Annotated in this window: 20 protein-coding genes; 7 read left to right on the forward strand and 13 right to left on the reverse strand. The window is 37.4% G+C overall.

The genetic code is table 11. The annotated features are described in order from the left end of the window. Nucleotides 1-65: 65 nt before the first annotated feature. The 11 genes from ACRD64_RS06190 to ACRD64_RS06240 are packed head-to-tail and all read right to left on the reverse strand — an operon-like array spanning nt 66 to nt 8,648. Nucleotides 66-536 (reverse strand): chemotaxis protein CheD, encoded by a 471-nt coding sequence (locus ACRD64_RS06190; protein ID WP_430932364.1) that lies wholly within the window; start codon nt 534-536, stop codon nt 66-68. A gap of 10 nt (nt 537-546) precedes the next feature. Further along, nucleotides 547-1,449, reverse strand: coding sequence for a sensor histidine kinase (locus ACRD64_RS06195; protein WP_430932365.1), 903 nt, complete (start codon nt 1,447-1,449; stop codon nt 547-549). A 17-nt stretch (nt 1,450-1,466) separates the two neighbouring features. Continuing rightward, nucleotides 1,467-2,339 carry a CheR family methyltransferase gene (locus ACRD64_RS06200; RefSeq protein WP_430932366.1) on the reverse strand — a complete coding sequence of 291 codons (873 nt, stop codon included), beginning with the start codon at nt 2,337-2,339 and terminating at the stop codon, nt 1,467-1,469. Continuing rightward, entirely contained in the window at nt 2,336-2,821 is a 486-nt protein-coding gene (locus tag ACRD64_RS06205; RefSeq protein ID WP_430932367.1) for a chemotaxis protein CheW, read from the reverse strand. The genes ACRD64_RS06200 and ACRD64_RS06205 overlap by 4 nt, the downstream gene beginning before the upstream one ends. Before the next feature lie 5 nt (nt 2,822-2,826). Continuing rightward, on the reverse strand, nt 2,827-3,282 hold the full coding sequence (locus ACRD64_RS06210) for a chemotaxis protein CheW (RefSeq protein ID WP_430932368.1): 456 nt from the start codon (nt 3,280-3,282) through the stop codon (nt 2,827-2,829). Then, on the reverse strand, nt 3,282-5,315 hold the full coding sequence (locus ACRD64_RS06215) for a chemotaxis protein CheA (protein ID WP_430932369.1): 2,034 nt from the start codon (nt 5,313-5,315) through the stop codon (nt 3,282-3,284). Before ACRD64_RS06215 ends, ACRD64_RS06210 begins: the two co-directional genes overlap by 1 nt. Before the next feature lie 14 nt (nt 5,316-5,329). After that, complete coding sequence (locus ACRD64_RS06220; RefSeq protein WP_430932370.1) at nt 5,330-5,701, reverse strand: Hpt domain-containing protein; 372 nt, start codon at nt 5,699-5,701, stop codon at nt 5,330-5,332. Continuing rightward, nucleotides 5,698-6,063 (reverse strand): response regulator, encoded by a 366-nt coding sequence (locus ACRD64_RS06225; protein ID WP_027472949.1) that lies wholly within the window; start codon nt 6,061-6,063, stop codon nt 5,698-5,700. The genes ACRD64_RS06220 and ACRD64_RS06225 overlap by 4 nt, the downstream gene beginning before the upstream one ends. Before the next feature lie 18 nt (nt 6,064-6,081). Beyond that, the gene (locus ACRD64_RS06230) at nt 6,082-6,393 is read right to left on the reverse strand and encodes a hypothetical protein (protein ID WP_430932371.1); all 312 of its coding nucleotides are present in this window, start codon (nt 6,391-6,393) and stop codon (nt 6,082-6,084) included. A 26-nt stretch (nt 6,394-6,419) separates the two neighbouring features. Next, nucleotides 6,420-8,129 (reverse strand): methyl-accepting chemotaxis protein, encoded by a 1,710-nt coding sequence (locus ACRD64_RS06235; RefSeq protein ID WP_430932372.1) that lies wholly within the window; start codon nt 8,127-8,129, stop codon nt 6,420-6,422. 6 nt (nt 8,130-8,135) lie between these two features. Beyond that, the gene (locus ACRD64_RS06240) at nt 8,136-8,648 is read right to left on the reverse strand and encodes a YfiR family protein (RefSeq protein WP_430932373.1); all 513 of its coding nucleotides are present in this window, start codon (nt 8,646-8,648) and stop codon (nt 8,136-8,138) included. A 177-nt stretch (nt 8,649-8,825) separates the two neighbouring features. Between ACRD64_RS06240 and ACRD64_RS06245 the strand changes: the two genes are divergently transcribed. From ACRD64_RS06245 to ACRD64_RS06275, 7 genes are all read left to right on the forward strand, one after another. Continuing rightward, nucleotides 8,826-9,875 (forward strand): hypothetical protein, encoded by a 1,050-nt coding sequence (locus ACRD64_RS06245; RefSeq protein ID WP_430932374.1) that lies wholly within the window; start codon nt 8,826-8,828, stop codon nt 9,873-9,875. Nucleotides 9,876-9,972: 97 nt separating this feature from the next. Further along, nucleotides 9,973-12,375, forward strand: a complete 2,403-nt coding sequence (locus tag ACRD64_RS06250) for an efflux RND transporter permease subunit (protein ID WP_430932375.1) — start codon at nt 9,973-9,975, stop codon at nt 12,373-12,375. 20 nt (nt 12,376-12,395) lie between these two features. Next, the gene (locus tag ACRD64_RS06255) at nt 12,396-13,370 is read left to right on the forward strand and encodes a polyprenyl synthetase family protein (RefSeq protein WP_430932376.1); all 975 of its coding nucleotides are present in this window, start codon (nt 12,396-12,398) and stop codon (nt 13,368-13,370) included. A 125-nt stretch (nt 13,371-13,495) separates the two neighbouring features. Then, a complete protein-coding gene (gene atpD, locus ACRD64_RS06260) occupies nt 13,496-15,004 on the forward strand; it encodes a F0F1 ATP synthase subunit beta (RefSeq protein WP_430932377.1) in 1,509 nt (502 codons plus the stop codon). 43 nt (nt 15,005-15,047) lie between these two features. Continuing rightward, entirely contained in the window at nt 15,048-15,305 is a 258-nt protein-coding gene (gene atpC / locus ACRD64_RS06265) for an ATP synthase F1 subunit epsilon (protein WP_430932378.1), read from the forward strand. Nucleotides 15,306-15,517: 212 nt separating this feature from the next. Next, complete coding sequence (locus ACRD64_RS06270) at nt 15,518-16,540, forward strand: glycosyltransferase family 9 protein (RefSeq protein ID WP_430932379.1); 1,023 nt, start codon at nt 15,518-15,520, stop codon at nt 16,538-16,540. Nucleotides 16,541-16,732: 192 nt separating this feature from the next. Continuing rightward, a complete protein-coding gene (locus ACRD64_RS06275) occupies nt 16,733-17,620 on the forward strand; it encodes a glycosyl transferase family 90 (protein ID WP_430932380.1) in 888 nt (295 codons plus the stop codon). Here the strand turns inward: ACRD64_RS06275 and ACRD64_RS06280 are convergent. After that, nucleotides 17,617-18,795 (reverse strand): hypothetical protein, encoded by a 1,179-nt coding sequence (locus ACRD64_RS06280; RefSeq protein WP_430932381.1) that lies wholly within the window; start codon nt 18,793-18,795, stop codon nt 17,617-17,619. The genes ACRD64_RS06275 and ACRD64_RS06280 overlap by 4 nt on opposite strands. 12 nt (nt 18,796-18,807) lie before the next feature. Beyond that, a complete protein-coding gene (locus ACRD64_RS06285; RefSeq protein ID WP_430932382.1) occupies nt 18,808-19,989 on the reverse strand; it encodes a hypothetical protein in 1,182 nt (393 codons plus the stop codon). Nucleotides 19,990-19,991 lie beyond the last annotated feature (2 nt).

Consider the following 19,991-nt stretch of genomic DNA (forward strand, 5'->3'; position numbering starts at 1 on the left):
TTATCTATTATCGCAAAGAAATATAAAAAAAATTAACGGTACATTTAATTCAAAGCTTCTTGCATTTAATCTGTTTTTTTATCCAAAAGCTTGTGCCTTACCTCACCGGTATCGGTGAAGAAAATAATCTTCCTACCCCGTTTTCCTCCTGTGGAGGAGGATACTACAGGTATCTTTCTTTCCTCAAGCATTAACTTTGCCACCCTAATATTTCTTTCGCCGATCACGGTTTTAGAAATTCCGGTTTGCAACAATTCGCCTCCGCCAAATACTTTTGCCTGCAGGTTTTCAATCTTCGATCCCAAAAAAAGCATCCTATCAATTAATTTGTCGATAGCGATATTGCCATATTTTGGTGATGCCAAATCGTTACCGTTCCAGTTGGGCAACATAAAATGGTTAATGCCTCCAATTTTTAATTTAGAGTCCCATAAGCAAACCGCCACACACGAACCTAATATGGTTTTTACCAGGTACGGCTCCTTACTTACAAACAAAGAGGAAGGATATAAAAAATGTTGTAAATATTGACTCATCTATTCATCCTTAAAAAATCTCGTCCTCTTCATCAAAGAATATATCGTTCCCATCACCGCTAAATCCATCCACAATATTTCTGGCTTCTGGCACGCTAATGGTAAAGGTAGACCCTTCTCCTTTTTGGCTCGAAATTTCGATCGAACCGCTCAACACGTCCAGTAAAGCCTTAGTAATGGATAAGCCTAAACCATGACCGCGATTAATTGAGTTAATTCCGGTATCCAACCTTTTAAAACGCTGGAAAATTGTATGTTGATTCTTTTCGGATATGCCCGTACCAAAATCCTGAACTGAAATTTTCAATACATCATCCTCGTCCAACCAAACCGAGATTACCACTTTGCTATCTTTGTAACTATATTTTAACGCGTTGTTAATTAGGTTACTTAAAATAAGTTTTAGTTTTTCCGAATCGGTTTTAAAATAAAAGTTTTTACCAAAACCATGATCGATATTGAACTGCATATCGAATGAAATACCCATTTTTCGACTGATGATGTTGAATGAATCCACCACTGTTTGAAGCAAGCTTCTGATATTTACCTTGGCAATGTTTGGTGCTATTTCACCGGCTTCTATTTTGGCTGCCACGAAAATATTCTTTAACTGGAAGTCGAGGTTAAATGCTTCCGAGTGAATTAGCGCTACCATGGAAACCACCTTCTTCCAATCGTGTTTTTCAACAGACAATATGGCTTTCGACAACCCAAGAATAGAAGTAAAAGGATTCACTATTTCGTTTGATATATTGGATATAAAGTGACTTTTTAGCGCTTCAGAATCTTTCAGTTGTTTTGAAACACTCTGTAATTCCATTGTAAGTTCCTTTATTTCCTTTTCGCTACTTTTACCATTGTCAAGGCGCTGTCTGAGCTCCTTAAGCAATTGTCTGTCTGATAAGTTATTCATGGTTATCGTTTTGTGCTTTATTTTTTTCTGAAAATTGTTGGTTTAATATGTTCCAGTGGTACGTTCATTCCGGTCAACGACTCTGAATGTCCGATAAAAAAAATGCCGCCGGTTTTTAGGTGCGAACTCAATTTATTGATCACACTTTCTTGTGTGGCTCGGTCGAAATATATTAAAACGTTTCGGCAAAATACCACATCAAACTTCTGGTTTATATTTGTGTAATTCGAATCCATTAAGTTTAAATACTTCAAACTCAAATTACTTTGTAACTCTGGTCTTACTTTAACAGTAGGGTTTTGCTGATCCTTACTTTTTAATAAATATCTTTTTTTAAGTTCCAAGGGAACAATGTCTACTTTATTACTTGCATAAATGCCTTTGGCTGCTTTACTTAATACATTCTGCGAAATATCGGTTCCTAACATTTGGTACGTAAAAGAGGGATGCTCTCTCTGGTACTCGCTCAACGTTATTGCCACGGTATAAAGTTCCTCGCCGCTGGAACAACCAGCACTCCAAACTTTAAACGGCTCCCTTGTTTGTGTGCCGGTATACTCAGGCAAAACATTGTTCTTCAAAAAATCAAAGTGAACCGGTTCTCTGAAAAAATCCGTTTTGTTGGTGGTTACAACGTTTAAAAAATTAAATATTTCCTCTTTTTGTCCGCCGTTACTAAACAAATAGTCTTTATACTCGCTATACGACTTCATGCTCAGCTGCCTGATCCTTTTCAGCAACCTTCCTTGCAACATCACCCTTTTAACCGGTGGCATTTTTATACCAAACTCGTTATATATGAAGTTGCTAAACGCCTCAAAGTCCTTTTCGGACAGTTCTGCCTTAAAACAGTCAAGCTCCTTTTCGTATATTTTACCCCGGTCTGTCACTGCTTCTTAATCTCCTCAACCTCCTTACACAAACTAATAATTTCGTTAACGCTGAATACCTCATCCGAATTCAGGATTAGATAAAAGTGTTCGTTTATGTTGATGGTAGCCTGGATATAATTTGGGCTATAATCATTGTGGATATTCTTAAAATCTTCTTCAACTGCTTCAAAAACATCGGTTACTGCATCGGCAAGAATCCCCATCCTGAAGGAAGAGATATCATCCTTTCGTTTTACATCGATGATAATAATGCAGGTCAACGGCGTTACCTCAATAGGATTCATGCCAAACTTTACACCTGTATCGATAACAGGGATTACCTCATCTCTGTGATCGATTACACCAGCCATAAAAGAGATGGACTCCGGCATGTTACGTGGTGCTTCGTATTCGCGTATTTCGTTTACCCTTCCAACATGAATAGCAAAGGTTTCTGATCCCACTTTAAATGACAGATATGAATTATTAATATCTTCCATATCAATTAGTTTTTACTTTCTATTTGTGATAAAACATGCTTTAAGTCTATCAGGTGGACAAATTCTTCCTTTTCCTGAACGGTACCTTCAAAGGATTCTATTAAACCCATTCTATTTTCGAACGCGGCCGGTTTTATTTTTTCCGATGGAACTTCGAATACTTCCTTTACCAGATCGACCAAAATACCGAACTGCGATTCCTGCTTATCCTCAGGCGACACAATAATGATGGATGTATCCTTTGTACGTTCAACTTCTTCCAATGCCATAATCTTGCGCATATCGGTTACAGGAACAATATTGCCATGCAGGTTAATAACACCCAAAATAAACTCGCGGGTATTAGGTACCCTGGTCACGTTTCCTTCGTAAGGAAGTATATTACGTACCTTAAGGCTATCGAAAGCAAAGGTTTGTTCTCCCAGCCCGAAGGAAATTAATGTTTTAAATTCACCTTCCATTATTTGTGTAATTTTTGGTTCCAATGAAAATGAACGAGTCTGTTGGTATCTACAACCATAGAAATGGAACCGTCGCCCATGATCGAAGCTCCTGAAATCACTTCCTGGTCTTTCAGCAGTTTCCCGAATGGCTTTACCACGGTTTGGTATTCTCCTATAACCTCATCAACAATTAACCCAATTTGCTTATCTTCATATTTGATTTGAATGATATGTTCCTTTTCGCTTGTTTCTGGTTCGTTAAAAATACTCCTCATCCCAATTACAGGAAACTGCTCTCCATCCAAAGTAATCACATCATTAAATATGCTTTTTCTGTCCTTGTTTTCCAGCGGGTATATTTTTTCGATGGCCGAAACCGGAATTACATATTGCGACTGGGCCACGGTAACCAGCAATCCATCGATAATGGATAAGGTTAAAGGTAACTCCAGGGTTAAAGTTGTTCCTTTATCCACTTCAGAATCGATGGAAACCTCGCCCCTTATTTCACCAATCTTTCTTTTAACAACATCCATACCCACGCCTCTCCCGGATAGGTCGGAAACCTGTTCTTTGGTAGAAAACCCGCTCATGAATACTAAATCAAGGATTTCTTTTTTACTAAGTTCAACGCCTTCGTCAACTATTCCTTTATGAATGGCCTTATTTAAAATAAAGTTAGGGTCGATTCCCTTTCCGTCGTCAATAATTTTAATAATCACATTGGCACCTTCGTAATAGGCCTTAAATATGATATTACCTTTTGGGTTTTTGCCTTTTTTAATTCGTTCATCGGGCATTTCAATGGCATGATCCACACAATTCCTGATCATATGTAACAGGGGATCGGTAAGGTGCTCAATAATATTTTTATCCAACTCAATGTCGCCGCCCTCGATAATAAAATCTATTTCCTTGTTTAACTCCTTTGATAAATCACGCACCAGACGCTGGAATCTCATCAAATCGCTCTGGATAGGGATCAGACTAATTTCAAATGCGCTATCTCTTAATTGCCGTGTTAGTTTTTGAATGTTTTCCGAAAGGGAAATAATTTGTGGTTCTCCACTTTTTTCGGCATATAAGTTAAGTTGTGCCTGAATGGTTACCAACTCGCTAACCAGGTTCACCAGTTCGTCAATTTTGGAGGAAGCTACCCTGATACTGGAAATTTTATGCTCTTTTAGTTGTGCTTTCTTTTTTTCCGGGGATACCTTTTTTTGTTCACCTGACCAAGTTATTCCCTTGAGCAATTCGGCCGTTAGTTTTTCCTCGTTACGCCGGCATTTTGCCATTATCTCTTCGAACAAGGCGTTTTCGGTAATATTGCCATCAAAAATTTCATGGATGGTTAAATCGCATTCATCTTCAACAAAGATAAACACATCCTGTATCTCGTTAAGCGCTTCGGATGTGTTTAAAACAATGTCCCAGGTAACAAAACATTCCTGCGGATTCATGTCCGCCAATTCAGGAACCTTTTCATCGTTGAACAAAACCACTGCTTTGCCCAACGCATGCAAGTCATCCAACAAAAACATTACGTTAGTCCCGTTTTGAAGAATGTTTGTATGGGGCTTAAAGTTTATCAGATATGTTTTGGAACCATCCGGCTCTATTTTTACCGCGGCATCGGCATCGCTGTTTTTTTGACTCTGATCATCATCCTGGGGTTTGGAAACCAATTCTTGAACTTTACGGGTTAAGCCTGCCAGTTCCTGCTTTTCCGATTCATCCGTTAAATCACCAACATCCAATAAGTGTTTAATCTGGTCGATAGCATTAAACGTTACAGAGATTATTTCATCCGAAATAACCAGTTTTCCGTTACGAACCTCATCAAAAACAGTTTCCAGATGGTGCGTGAATTCGCTCAAATCATTAAATCCGAACATGGCGCCACCGCCCTTAAGCGAGTGCATGGCTCTAAATATCCGTTCAATTATTTCCTTGTCTGTCCTATCATCTTCGAGAAGCAACAAGGCCTCTTCGAGGTCGTGCACATTGTCGAGAGATTCTTCAACAAATTTGGCTCTAAACTTATCAATCATGCGCCTGCATTTTACTAGATTAGAGACTCAAAAAAACGCAAAGATTTACTAACGTCTTCCGAATCAAGGTTTCTCTGTTGGTTATTACCCAGCTCCGCTTTTAACGCAGGTATGAGCTTAATGGTATTGGATACAATTTCGTTTGATAAAGAGAGGTTTCCGTTTTTGATAGCATCATAGACACGCTCCATTGGTATGGCAATATCATCCAGCCCATAAATACCCAACATTGGCGCAGTACCCTTTATTTTGTGCACTGCCGTAAATATTTTTTCAGCAACACAATCTAAAGGGTTACCGAGGGATTCGGCACCTAAATCCATCTCGATGGAATCGAGATCATGTAGCGTATCGCTGATAAAACCTTCTTTTATCTTTTCTATCATCTTAAAACTCTGGATATCGCACTTAAAAGTTTGGCAGGAACAAAAGGTTTGATAATCCACCCCGTGGCACCGGCTTGTTTTGCTTCCATCTTTTTAGCTGCTTGCGATTCTGTTGTCAGAAATAAAATAGGAATATGCTTGTAGGCATCAATTTCGCGCACTTTGCGAATCAAACCTAAACCATCCAGGTTAGGCATGTGTAAATCGGTAATGATAATGTCGATGGTTCTTCCATCTAAAAATTGAAGTGCATCCTCCCCGTCAATACCTACCAATACTTCGTACCCTTCGTTTTGTAGGGTAAAATTAACAACTTCCCTGATGCTTTCAGAATCGTCAACAATAAGAACTGTCTTAGCCATAATTAGTAAATGTTTATTCTATAGTTTAAATAGGTCATTAAAACCTGCGTTGGCAACCAAGGTACACGCTTCATCGTTAAATGTACCCTCTAAATTAAAATCGAGCCTCTTGTTTTTATAAGCCATTTTAATAGCGAGAACAAGTTGAATAAATGTGATATCGATTCTCGTTGGATTGTCGACCTTTATATGTAGTTTTTTTGAAAAGTCAAGCGTTTTAAGCAACTCTTCTTTTATGGTATCGGCATGATTAATGATTAAATCACCGGAAATGATCATTTCCTGTATATCACTATCATCCTTCATTTCAACTGAAAATGGTTTATCCATAACTTGCAGGTTTATTACAATACGTTCTAAAATTTTTCGTAATTATCCAAGTCCATTTCTCTTTCCAGGTTGATCAAATCACCTATTTCCGGAGAAACTTTGGTTTTTTTCGGTTTTCGTTCCACGCCTGGTTCAGATAGCTTTTTTTCTGTTTTCTTTACGAAGGACTTTGGGATGGATGTGCCAGTCTGCATCATATTTTCGTCACCAATGGTAAAGAAACTCACCGATTCTTTCAACCTGTCTGCCAAAACCGCCAGCTGCTCCGCACTCTGCGTTAACTCATCCGACGAGGAAGCATTTTCCTGTGTGATCATGTTTAACTGTTGCATGGCCATATTAATTTGCTCTGCACCTGTTTTTTGTTCCAAACTGGCTGCCGAAATTTCTTTAATGAGCTGTGTTGTTTTTTGAATATCGGGTACCAGCAATCGCGATTTCTCGCCAGCTTCCTGCGATACCTTTAAACCACCATTTACCAAACTATGAATTTCATCGGCTGCTACTTTACTTCGCTCGGCCAGCTTACGTACTTCGGATGCCACTACCGAGAATCCTTTTCCATGTTCTCCTGCACGGGCGGCTTCTACGGCTGCATTCAATGCCAATATATTGGTTTGAAAGGCAATATCTCCAATAATCGTAATCTTTTCTGCCACACTTTTCATCGAGTCCGCAGCTTCCGAAGACAGTTTATCTGCCACATTAACATCTTGTGCCGTTTCAACCGTAATTTTTTCCGTCTGCACCGCATTTTCCGTGTTCTGATCGATATTGGCTACCATCTCCTCAATGGAAGTGGATACTTCTTCGGCAGATGCAGCCTGATCGGCAGATCCCTTGGAAAGCTGCAAAGAACTATCTTTCACGTTCTTGCCACTGGACACCAAGTCATTTGCGTTTTCTTTAATTGAAATCACAATGTTTTTGATATTAGTGGCCATCGCCTTAAGCGCATCTGCAAGCTTACCTATTTCATCGTCTTGCTCTATCTTAAGTTCTGCCGTTAAATCACCATTCCCAATGGCCTGGGCGAATTCAACTCCTTTAGTTAATGGCAAAACAATACTTTTATACAACCAGTATGCAATAACCACCGAAACCACAACCAATAGCAATATCATTACGACCACAAATCCATTGAACCAGGCAAATGAAGCATCCATTTTATTAAGCGATGCAGTGTTTAAACCGTTAAACTTGTCTACTAATACGGTAAGTTCCTCCACAATCTTATTACTTAATTTAATTATCTCTCCGTCTTCCTGAACCATTGGTTCCACCTCAAATATTACCATAACATCATCATAAGCCTCAAACGAATTTAAACTGTTCATTACATATTGATGTTTTGTGAACAGTGAGTCTGTTTTGCGCTTAATTGCGTCAAAGGCAGCTTGATCCGACTTTTCCCAGTTGATTTTATTGTTTGTAAGCCTTTCTATTAACTCAGGATAATCAGTGGTATGTAAATTTTCAAGCACCACTTTATCCGCGGTACCCGGTTGCCTGTCAATAAAAACCCAGCTTTTAATTAAAGCCTTCGAACTGATAACCATATCTTTAAGTTGCTGTATATTATGTTCAGAAGGACTATATACACCTGTAATCTGATCACTTAAAGCCCGACTACTATTTAAGGTAAAATAAGTAGAAACACCGTTTATAATAATTGCCAATAGCAAAATACTAAAACCAGCAATCAGTTTTTGAGCAATATTTAATTTTATCTTCATTTAGTTTTACTTTTTTATAGCGGCTGTCATATTTGTGAGTTTAGAGCTTACACTCAATCCGAGGTTTTGCGCATTTGAATGGTGAATCTCAAACTTTAAATTGTTTTCTCTCACCACAAAATTGATAACAGCTCCATGCTTAGTAGCTCCTTCCGTTTCCGCAATTAACAATGAACTTTTACCAATTTTGGAAAAAAGGTTTTCGGAATGACGGGGAAAATTAACACTGGAGGCAACATACAGCACCTGGCAATCAGTCACTTCATCAACTGATTTAAACTGTTTTACAACAACATTCTGGTAACCAAACTTTTTGCCAGCTGATTGCTTTATTAAGTATTCTGCAATTTTTACATTTTTTAAAACGCCAATTACAAAATCTCCTTGTTTAGCATCATCGGGCCATCCGATATACCGGATGAAATTTAAAGTAAATACAGATTTGTATTTTTCAACTTGACTAAAACCTAGCTTTGGAACAGTAAAGGTAAGTATTAAAAGCAACAAGATTTTTTTCATATCACAACACCATTTATTGTTTGTTTTACTCCACCCTGTTACGGTCAGTATTGTAAATAGGTTACTTTTTTTGTTTATAAAATGTTGAAAAATACCATGCGTACTAAAAAATAACTTCTTCAAATGATACCTTAATCAATAAAACGAATAAATTTGCGCCAAATTAATTTTTTAGGGATGAGAATTGTAAATCTTATTAGCGCACAAGCGGGTAATTCATTTAAAAACAGGGTTAAAAACACCCTTCATCATATATTAAAAAGCAGCGACGGTACTTCTATTGTTAAGTTAGATTTTATCGTCAATAATTCCGATCCGGATCATTTTAACAAAGAATATGAATGTATTGAAAATGCGTTAAAAAATGTTTTCAAAGATAAAATACCAGCCTTTTCAATCATTTTCCAGAATATTTGTAACAACGAGGAATTTGTAATACAGTACCAATTGTATGATAAGGCCGAAGTACAATATAAAAAACTCCTCAACCATTATTATGTAACGGTAAAACATGGCGCCGGATTAGAAGTATTTTCCGGGGCTATCTCATTCAAAGAAGATTCACTTTTGTTCTCGGCACAGCGATGTTTTGATTTTGCGGAACAAATTTTGATGGCTGAAGATTTAAATTTTGGTCATATTTACCGCCAGTGGAATTATATACCTGAATTGAATGGCTCCTCGGATTATGATCATCATGAAAGAGGAAACCTTCACATTTTCAACGAAATCAAGAACTTTTTTTATGAAGAAGCCTTATTTGTTAACGGGAAGCCTCTTGTAAATAATATTCATAATTTAGGCGATACGCTGGTAATTGAATTTAATGCGTTTGCCAAATTTCGAGAAGCCGCAAGTTCAAAGTTAAATCTGGATGATAATACTTTGATAGAGGATAAGGGTATAAAAAGCAAGTTTATTTACAATGGTAACAATGAATTCTGGTATACAAGTATTTCTGATTTGAACCAGATTCCGGCAGATATTGAACAACAAACGATACAAACGCTAAAGAATATTTTCTCGCATAAAGATATTTGTAAGTTGGCGTTAAACGTTCAAAATCATTTTAAGTTTATTAGGGTTAATATTAAAAATAACGAAGACTATAACAGGGTGGAAGAAATAGTGCGTGGTTTATTACCGGATGTTGAAACGGTTATTACCAGCCGCGAATTTCATCAACACAATTCATTGATAGAAATAGAGGGATTAATTTCCTGCTAGGGTTCTACCCTGTCTGCCCCGATTGGCAGGATACAACACTATTGCTGAAGTATTTCAAATTAGCTTACATATAACAGTCAAATACCATTTAAATAACATGTGGATTTTTATCGCTCGCACCATATTAAAAAACAGGATTCTGCTTTTAACCATATTATCCCTGGTCACCGTTTTCATGGCCTACAAAGCCGCCGATGTTCAAATGTCGTACCAATATGCGCCTTTGTTACCCGAAGATGACCCGGCTTATCTGGAATATGAAGCCTTTAAGGAAGTATTTGGAAATGAAGGAAATCTAATGGTTATTGGCGTAAAAGACAAAGATTTCTTTCAACTAGCCAATTACATGAACTGGACTAAGTTAAGTTCCGATATTGATTCCATTAAAGGCGTCAGTTCTGTTTTTTCGGTATCGGAATCATATAATCTTGTCAAAAACATAAAAGAAAAGCGGTTTGAAATTGAACCCTTATTTAAAGGTAAGGTGTCATCGCAGCATGAGCTTGACTCCATTAAAAACAAGTTTTATCAACTTCCATTTTACCAAAGTAATATTTACAATAAAAGTAAGGATTCTTACTTAATGGCCATCACCCTTGAACCCCATATTTTGCAAAGTCCCGAGCGTGTTGAACTCATTGAACAGATTGTTAAAATGGGAGCGGATTATACGGCCAAAACCAAAATAGATTTGCATTATTCCGGATTGCCGTTTATCAGGGTAACGACTGCCGAAATGGTCAAAAAAGAACTGAATATGTTCATTTTTATGGCCTTAGGAATCACTGCCGTTATCCTTTTTTTATTTTTCAGGTCGTTTAAGGTAATGATATTCTCAATGCTAGTAGTAGGAATGGCTGTTATATGGGCATTAGGTACACAGTCCTTGTTTGGATTCAAAATCACCATTTTAACCGGGATGATCCCTCCGCTCATTATAGTTATCGGAATTCCCAACTCTGTATTTCTGCTCAACAAATACCACCAGGAGTACCGTAAGCACGGAAACAAAATAAAAGCTTTACAACGTGTAATCTGTAAAATAGGTAATGCCACGTTTTTAACCAATCTTACCACTGCTTCGGGCTTTGCAACCTTTATATTTACCAGTAGCCGGATATTGGTTGAGTTTGGTATAATAGCGGCCATAAATATTATTGGTGTGTTTATTCTGTCGTTGCTGTTGATCCCGATTATGTTTAGCTTTTTGTCGGTTCCAAAACAAAGGCACTTAAACCATCTCGATAATAAGGCGGTGAATAATATAGTAGACAAACTGGTGCATATCTCTTTAAATCATCGAAACACTGTTTATATAACAACCGGCATAATTTTAATATTCGGCATTATCGGAATCACCAACATTAAAACAACAGGTTATATGCTGGACGATATTCCACATGAAGATCCGCTTTATCTTGACCTGAAGTTCTTCGAAGAGAACTTTGACGGGTTGATGCCGTTGGAAATCATGATCGATACCCAAAAACCCAACGGTGTACTCAGGACAAGCAATCTTAAAAAAATGGACTTGCTCAACAAAAAACTTTCGTCGCATCCCGAAATTTCTAATGCCCTATCCCTTACCGAAGTGGTTAAGTTTGCCCGCCAGGGGTTTTACAATGGAAATCCGAAATACTACGATATCCCAAGTAACCAGGAACGTAACTTTTTGTTATCCTATGTTTCAAAAGGAGGAGGCGAACAACAACAGGTTATCAATACATTTATCGACTCCTTGAAACAAAAAACAAGACTGAGTTACAGGTTAAAAGATATTGGTACCACAAAAATGACAGCGCTCAACAAATTGGTGATTGAACTTATGGGTGAATTATTTCCGGAGGAGAGGTACAGCACTTCGGTTACCGGGGCCAGTGTACTCTTTTTTAAAGGAACCAAATATTTGATTCGTAATTTGTTTATAAGCTTGTTTTTGGCCATTGTTTTAATAGCCTCTTTTATGGCCTGGATGTTTTCGTCTAAACGTATGGTGATCGTGTCGCTGATACCGAACTTGATTCCGTTACTCATGACGGCCGCCCTGATGGGGTACTTTGGAATTCCTATAAAACCTTCCACAATATTGGTTTTTAGCATCGCTTTCGGTATTTCCGTTGACGATACGATACACTATCTGGCCAAATACCGTCAGGAATTAGGCGAAACAAACTGGAGTATTAAGGCCGCAGTTGTATTGGCACTCAAAGAAACAGGTGTGAGTATGATATACACTTCTATTATCTTGTTTTTTGGCTTCGGAATATTCGGTTTTTCAGAATTTGGGGGCACCGTAGCATTGGGTATTTTAGTTGCTGTGACATTATTAATAGCCCTTGTTTCGAACTTAATCTTGCTACCGTCGTTATTGTTATCGTTAGAGAAACAAATTACGAACGAATCCTTCAGGGAACCGTTACTTCATATTTATAACGAAGACGAAGATATTGAAATTGAAGATTTGAAAATTGAAAAAGTACCTGTTGACAGAACAGAGTAAAACTAAACAGACCGAACAAAATGCTCAACATAAAAGAAACCCAGCAACTTGTTAATGCCGAACTTGAAAAGATAAATTTTGTAACTGAGCCTCAGGAATTATATACTCCGATAGCATATACCTTGGCACAAGGTGGAAAACGAATCCGGCCTGTATTGTGTTTGATGGCCGCCCAATTGTTCGGGCATCAGCCCGAAAAAATATTGTACCCGGCATTAGGATTGGAGGTGTTTCATAATTTTACTTTGCTACACGACGATATAATGGACAATGCAGAAGTCCGACGAAATAATCCTACGGTTCATAAAAAATGGAACACCAATGCGGCCATTTTGTCGGGCGATGCCATGATGATAAAGGCACATCAGTTTGTTTGCCAGTGCGATCCCGATAAATTGCCCAAAGTCATTGCGCTTTTTAACGCTGTGGCACTGGGAGTTTGCGAAGGCCAGCAGTACGATATGGAGTTTGAAACCCGGAACGATGTAACGGTAGAGGAGTACCTTGAAATGATCAGGTTAAAGACAGCTATTTTGTTGGCAGGAAGTTTAAAAATGGGCGCTATTTTGGCAAATGCATCCGTGCACGAAGCCGAACTCATCTATCATTTCGGAATAAATATAGGATTGGCATTCCAGTTACAAGACGACTTTTTGGACACTTTTGGAAATCAGGATACCTTCGGAAAGAAAATTGGAGGCGACATTATTGCCAACAAAAAAACTTTTTTACTGCTTACGGCATTAAAAAAAGCGGAAAAAGAGGATAAAAGAAACTTAATGGATTGGATTACCGTAGAAGATTTCGATTATAATGAAAAAATTGAGGCGGTAAAAAAGATATATGTAAAGCTGTCGGTAGATACGGCCTCGAAAAACAAAATGAAAGAGTATTATGAAAAGGCCATTCATTGCTTATCCCAAATCGATGGAGATTACTCGGTAAAAAATGAACTGGAAAACTTTGCTTCCAAATTAATGCAAAGAATTAATTAGTACTTATTCAACAATCTTGTTATTTTTAGCATTTGTTATTTTAACAATTTGATTAATATCTCTATATCTCATTAAGCCATCATTAACGTTAGTGTTAATGGTTGCCATAAAGGTAAACTTGTATTATGAAACAATTAGAAGGGAAAATCATTCAAGTAGTGGGACCTGTTATTGATGTTAGTTTTGATTTAGTAGATCAGGAACTTCCTAGTATCTTAGATGCACTTGAGATAACCCGCGATAATGGTGAGATTATTACCATTGAATGTCAACAACATATTGGCGAGCAAACGATTAGATGTATTTCTATGGATGCTACCGACGGACTTGTTCGCGGAATGAAGGTAGTGGCAACGGGACAGCCGATTTTGATGCCTCCTGCCGATTATGTAAAGGGACGATTGCTGAGTGTGACCGGAAAAGCGATTGACGGTATTGGAGATATTACAAAAGAAAATGGAACGCCTATTCACAGGGAACCGCCCAAATTTGAAGAATTATCCACCGAATCAGAGATTCTTTTTACGGGAATTAAGGTCATTGACTTGATTGAACCCTATGCCAAAGGGGGTAAAATTGGCCTTTTCGGAGGTGCCGGAGTAGGAAAAACGGTTCTAATCCAGGAGTTGATCAATAATATTGCCAAGGGCTACGACGGTCTATCCGTATTTGCAGGGGTAGGCGAACGTACCCGTGAAGGTAACGATTTGCTTCGCGAGATGATTGAAGCGGGCATTGTAAACTATGGCGAAGAGTTTAAAAAGAGTATGGAAGAAGGTGGCTGGGATTTATCCAAAGTAGATAAAAAAGCCCTGGACAAATCGCAGGTAACCATGGTATTCGGCCAGATGAATGAGCCTCCGGGTGCCCGTGCCCGAGTAGCACTGTCCGGGTTAAGTATTGCCGAGAGTTTCCGCGACGGAGACGGTTCCGGTACAGGTAAGGATATCCTTTTGTTTGTAGATAACATCTTCCGATTCACGCAAGCCGGCTCCGAGGTGTCCGCCCTTTTGGGACGTATGCCATCCGCTGTGGGGTACCAACCAACGCTATCCTCCGAAATGGGTGAGTTACAGGAACGTATCACATCTACCAAAAGTGGCTCTATCACCTCGGTACAAGCTGTGTATGTACCTGCCGATGACTTGACAGACCCGGCTCCCGCAACTACCTTTACACACCTGGATGCCACAACCGTACTAAGCCGTAAAATTGCAGAGCTGGGTATTTATCCGGCCGTAGACCCATTGGATTCTACATCAAGGATTTTATCCCCTGATATTGTTGGGGACAAACATTACAATACGGCCCAAAGAGTAAAGGAAATTCTTCAACGCTATAAAGAATTGCAGGATATTATTGCTATTCTTGGTATGGAAGAACTGTCGGAAGAAGATAAACAAGTGGTGCACAGGGCACGTAGGGTACAACGTTTCCTATCACAACCATTCCATGTTGCCGAACAGTTTACCGGTTTAAAAGGTACTTTTGTTAGCATTGAAGATACCATTAAAGGTTTCAACATGATTATTGACGGTGAGGTGGACAAATATCCCGAGGCTGCATTTAACCTGGTGGGAACCATAGAAGAAGCCATTGAAAAAGGCGAAAGACTATTGGCCGAAGCGAAATAGATAATCAGTCAATGGTGATGAGTGGTAATACAATTCAGAAATTATGAATGATTTAAAATTACAGATCATAACGCCCGAAAAAATATTGTTTTCGGCCGATGTGGGTTTTATTCAATTACCTGGCATTGACGGCAGTTTTACCGTTTTAAAAAACCACGCCCCCATTGTTTCTACATTGACTTCAGGAAAAATAAGGGTGTTTAGTAAAGATGGTAAAGAGCATTTTTTTAATTGCGACGGCGGTGTTTTTGAATGTAAAAACAATAATGCTACGGTATTAATTGGATCTATAAAAAAATAAATAAGAATATTTTAATGAAAACCGATACCACTCATGGTATCGGTTTTTTTGTTATTATCAAAAAACAGCATTTGCCAAAACATGATTACTTATAGTATCTTGTTTACAAACCCAACCCCCTAACTATTCTAATAATTCAATACAAACCATTACATTTGCATACCATTTAATAAAAAACAGTACTGTACTATTCTGTTTAATCTGAAAATTCCGTGGACAAGAAGAAGATATTAATCATCAGGCTAAGTTCAATTGGCGACATCATTCAATGTATGTCGGTTACCGGAGGGTTTAAAAACCATCACCCAAATTGCGAAATCCACTGGGTTGTGCGGAAAGATTTAGCATCCTTATTAAAAATTGATCCCCGTATTGATCAATTAATCGAGTTCGACAGAAAAGAGGGGATGGGTGGATTAATAAAATTAGCCACTCAACTGAAAAAAGAAGGCTACACGCATGTTTACGATGCACACAGTAATATCCGCTCCAATATATTAAAAACCATTATTTGCCCCTTTGGAGTTGGAAGCAAATTAATCACCCGAAGAAAAGACAGGCTGAAAAGAATGCTCTTGTTTAATTTCAGGATAAACCTGCTCCCGAAACCGTTCAGAGCTTTTGAATCGTTCCGAAATCCCCTAAAAAAGTGGGGTATCCACGATTTCTTTACCCCACACGATAATTGGGTATTTCCAGAAGAAACAGAAATCAAATGTAAGGGACTGTTACAGGACCAACCATCCAAAACAATAACATTGGTTCCCTCCGCTGCCTGGGAGTTAAAAAGATGGCCTGTTGAATACTGGAAAAAACTGGTGACCTTGCTCCCCGATTTCCATTTTAATATACTGGCCGGACCACAGGATGATTTTTGCCGTGAAATTGCGGATGCTGCTCCGGATAGGGTAATCAATTTAGCAGGAAAGACATCTTTGTTAGAGAGCTTTTGTGTGACTTCTAAATCGAGGTATGTGGTGAGTGGCGACACCGGATTTTTACATGCCGCCGACTTGTTTAATGTTCCGGGCTGCGCCATTATCGGACCAACGGCTTTTGGTTATCCCACCGGTGAAAAAATGAAGATTTTTGATTTAAACCTGCCTTGTCAGCCTTGCAGTAAACACGGTAATACCAAGTGTAAACTGAAGGAAATTAAAAAGTGCCTGGTGGATATTACACCCAAACAAATTGTTCAGGAAATTAAACGACATTCATATGTCTTCGCTGACTAAAAACATTTCAATGTTGAAAATATACTTTTAATATATAATCCAATTAAGCTCGTTTTTTCAAAATTACTTTTAACTTGGTACACCCCAAAAGGTAACGGAAGGATGGTTGGTTTAAATAAATTACATTCAATGCTTTTAACCGTTAAGCACAAAAATTTTAAGCCTGCATATTATTTAAAAAATTTTGTGAGGTTGAAATTTCTATCTCCATTTTCTAAAAATGGATTGCGTAAAAAAATTAAACGGTTAAAAGATTTTGATCAGGCATACATTGAAAAAAGGGTACATTACTATAATAAACTCCATGACAGGGTTACCTTTAAAAAGCCTGTAAAACCTTTGGCCGATTTTGTTTTTACCGGCAAGGATTCCACCTATTTTTTTGATACCTGGCAGTATACCCGATATTTCAAGCCGGAATACAAGTTTGCCTACGAGTTTGGTGATGTAACGCAAATACCGGACGACCCATCCATTGTAAAAAGCAGACCTATAGGTGACTACAATGCCAATTCGGTGCTTCTCAACCTCAATAAAATTCGTCATTTTATTTTCATAAGCGAAAATTTACCTTTTACAAAAAAGAAGAACCAACTCGTTTGGAGAGGTAATATTTGGAAACATCAGCCACAGAGAATCGAGTTTTTAGAAAAACATTTCAATAATCCTCTTTGTGATGTGGGGCATGTAAATAATGCGGATGTTGAAACGGAATGGTTGGTGGACAAATTGAATATTGCGGAACAACTGAAATATAAATTTATCCTTTCGTTGGAAGGAAACGACGTGGCTTCCAATTTAAAATGGATCATGTCGTCCAATTCGGTGGCCATAATGCCAACCCCAAAATACGAAACATGGTTTATGGAAGGCACCCTGAAACCCGATTACCATTATATCCATATTAAGGACGATTATTCCGATTTAAACCAGAAATTGGAATACTACATCAATCATCCTGAAAAAGCCGTTGAGATACGTTTAAATGCGAATAAATACGTAAATCAGTTTAAAAACAAAAAAAGGGAAGATTTGATTTCGGTATTGGTATTACAGAAGTATTTTGAAAAAACAAATTAGCTTTTCAAATCACTGTATATATAAAATAGCTGGTCTCTAAAGGTCTCATTTGTTGCTTTGGGATGTCTGATAAATTTTTCTAAAAATTCGTCGTATTTATCCTCATCTACCAAATCTAACTGACTACTTACCAGCTCGCTATTTACATCACTCATATTAATAGTTTCTTTGTTAAAAAAGGTAGAAAACATCATAATCCCAGTCAACACATTGCTGTTATTGAACATATCTGAGTTAAGTAATAAAAATGGTTTTTTGAAGATAACGGCAAAATTTATTGCGGTGGAAAAATGTAACAATACAATCTTTGACTTTTTAATTAATTCGGCTGTCTTGTTAAAAAGTAAATCAAACTCCGGTAAAAAGTCATCGGTATGCGCATCTCTTCTTCTTGGATGAGAAGCTATCACAACTTTTAAACCTGTTTGCTTTTTAAAAGCTACTAAAAAGCCATTTATTTCGCTATAATATTGATTTTCCGTAAAATCATGAATAATGTGGTGCGTTTTAAAATCAGGATGATGAACGAAATATTGATCCACAAATACTGCAAATTCTTCTCCAATATCAATAGTATCGTCAACCTCCATGGCTACCTTATAGTCCGGAGACAATGAATACTTTATGGTAGTATCTTGCCCCACCAATTTATCAAAAATAGATTTAGTGTTAATTTTAGAAGTAATTATCATATGCGCAGATTTTAGATAAAGCAACGACGCATAATAATGATACACTTCCATTGGTTTGCTTAATACTTTTTTAAAGTTAAGTTTTTTAAAAAACTTAATATACCTGTTCCGTAAATCTTCTAGTTTAGTTTTTGAATTAATAGATGGAAAGGAAGTATGTTCAATTATCACATAGGGTATCTTACTTTTAAAAATTTTATAGTACATCCAACCGCTGCTTGCAACATAAGGCACCCTCGATAAAATTACGGAATCGTTAATATGGTTAAGAATAAATTCACCAAACTCCTTTTTTGAAGAAAATCGTAAAACGAATTTTTCATATTCTTTGGGCAAGGTGCATTCAATTTTTTGACGTTTAAGAAACTTCGTAATATCCAAAAATTTTACATTGAATCCATTTTCTTCCAAAAAATCAAATTCGTTTCTGATATAAAACTCCTTATTAAAAGGAAAACGATCTATAAAATAAACATTTTTCATACCATTACACAGTTAACTATCCAACTTCAATAAAATGCCCTCGATCTGCTCCTTAAAAGTTTCATTTTCTGCCTTGGGATGTTTGATATAAGTATTAAAAAACTCTTCGTATTTAGTATCGTCAACCTCATTTATCCCATTTTTAAAATCCTCAATTTTATTTTGATAATCAGAAGTATAAATGGGTTGTTTATTAAAATAATTACAAAACATCATCACCTCTTCGTCCACACTACTGTTTTTAAATAAGGCAGAGTTTAACAGCATAAACGGCTTTTTAAAGATTACCGCATAATTAATAGCCGTTGAAAAGTGTATCAAAGCTATTTTACTGTTCTTAACGAGTTCTGCCGTTTTATTGTAATAAACATCAAATTCCGGGTTAAAATCCTTTGTTTGTTCCTCGCTTCTTCGTGGATGTGAAGCTATAACCACCTTTAGCCCGGTTTCAATTGAAAAATCACGTAAAAACTTATTAAGCTCGCTATAATATTCATCCGCCGTAAAAAAGTGTACAATATGATTTGTTTTAAAATCGGGATGATGCACAAAATACTGATCTACAAAAACGGCATAAGGCTCTTTTACCGTCCCTTCCTTTCCAACATCCATGGCCACTTTATAATCGAGCGACATGGAATATTTCATAAGGGTTTTTTCTCCTTTTAAGCCTCGTTTTTCAGCGCTTAACCTGGGTTTGGATGTAATAATCATCTGGGCCGGATAAAGCATTAATTTAGCAATCGTATGAGTAATAATCTCTACCGGCTTTTTATATATTTTGCTGTAATTAAAACGCTTAAAAAATTTAAACAATCCGGCCTTACTCATTTTAGTTCCTGATCTGTTAATCCTGGGTAAGACTGAATTCTCGAATAGTATGTAAGGTATCCTAGCCTTAAAAATAGCTACATACATCCATGCGCTATTGGCCAATAATCCTACATCCGTAATGATTACAGAACCTGTTCTATTTTCGTATAAGAAATTTCGAAATTCTTTTTTACTGTCAAAAGGAATTACATGCTCTTTTAAAGAATCCGGGCATGCTGCTCCCAACTCTTTTTTCTTTAACAGATTAGAAATATCAAGATACTTCACACGATACCCTTTCGAGATAAAGTATTGAAACTCGTCCCTGATAAAAGCTTCTTTGTTAAAAGGAAATCGATGAATATAAAACAGGTTTTTCATTA

The sequence above is a fragment of the Saccharicrinis sp. 156 genome (assembly GCF_050589685.1).
In the GTDB taxonomy this organism is placed as follows: domain Bacteria; phylum Bacteroidota; class Bacteroidia; order Bacteroidales; family Marinilabiliaceae; genus Saccharicrinis.